The 255-nt window shown below is 51.0% G+C and carries 1 protein-coding gene; it reads left to right on the top strand.

Features of this window, described 5'->3' with window-relative positions; translation table 11 throughout:
• A partial coding sequence (locus tag B2Z72_RS14715) for a GTP-binding protein (RefSeq protein ID WP_297005186.1) occupies positions 1 to 255 on the top strand: 255 nt, incomplete at both ends.

Here is a 255-nt window from a genome sequence, read left to right as displayed (position 1 = left end):
CGAAGACTTCTCGGAAGATACCTATCGTACTCTGACCGCCGTTGACTCCGTACTGATGGTGATCGATGGCGCCAAGGGTGTAGAAGACCGGACCATCAAACTGATGGACGTCTGTCGCTTGCGCGACACGCCGATTTTCACCTTCATCAACAAAATGGACCGCGAAGTGCGTGACCATATTGAGGTGCTGGATGAAATCGAAACAGTTCTGAAAATCAAATGTTCACCGGTGACCTGGCCGATCGGTATGGGTAA

This window comes from Thalassolituus sp. UBA6592 (assembly GCF_002433655.1).
Classification (GTDB): domain Bacteria; phylum Pseudomonadota; class Gammaproteobacteria; order Pseudomonadales; family Oceanobacteraceae; genus Venatoribacter.
This window is presented reverse-complemented; position numbering and strand designations above follow the sequence as displayed.